A 500-nucleotide genomic window follows, 5' to 3' on the forward strand; every position below is an offset into this window, starting at 1 on the left:
GCCGACCACACAGGTCGTGACGCCCAGGCCAATGCTGAACTAACATTCACGGCGGACCACCCGATGGGGGCCGATCACTCCCGCGACATCACTGCTCGCAGACCCGACAGCGCCATGGTGACGCATCCCCGCCTGGATCGGCATAGCGGGCGCCGCATCGTGGGCACACGATCACCAGCTTGGGTGCGCATTTCGGCCGGCGCATCCACTCACCTCTTCTTCGGCTTCGACACCGCCAGCCGCATGTAATTCGGCAGCCGCCGTTCATCGAGCCACAGATCCACCAGCGGCGTGATGGTGCCGACCACGCCAAAGCCGCGACCATGCAGCGGGTGGTCCGGCATGACCAAGCGGCAGACGTGGCCGCCTTTCTGGCAGTCGATCGTCGCGCCACGGTAGGTGTAGGAGGGGCCACCCAGCGGTCCGGCAGCCGCGGTTTGCTCGGGCTTGGGATGGGCGACTGGTGAGGCCGGATCCGGGAACAAGGTCATGCTGCAGGG

At 66.6% G+C, this 500-nt stretch carries 2 protein-coding genes; one reads left to right on the forward strand and one right to left on the reverse strand.

Annotated features, from left to right (window positions below; genetic code table 11):
- On the forward strand, window positions 1–249 hold a 249-nt coding region (locus JMJ56_RS34660), incomplete at its 5' end, for a hypothetical protein (protein WP_236039087.1).
- Here the strand turns inward: JMJ56_RS34660 and JMJ56_RS33285 are convergent.
- The coding region (locus JMJ56_RS33285) for a hypothetical protein (RefSeq protein WP_236039089.1) at window positions 210–500 on the reverse strand (291 nt) is incomplete at its 5' end. The genes JMJ56_RS34660 and JMJ56_RS33285 overlap by 40 nt on opposite strands.

The organism is Belnapia arida (assembly GCF_016773205.1).
GTDB lineage: Bacteria > Pseudomonadota > Alphaproteobacteria > Acetobacterales > Acetobacteraceae > Belnapia > Belnapia arida.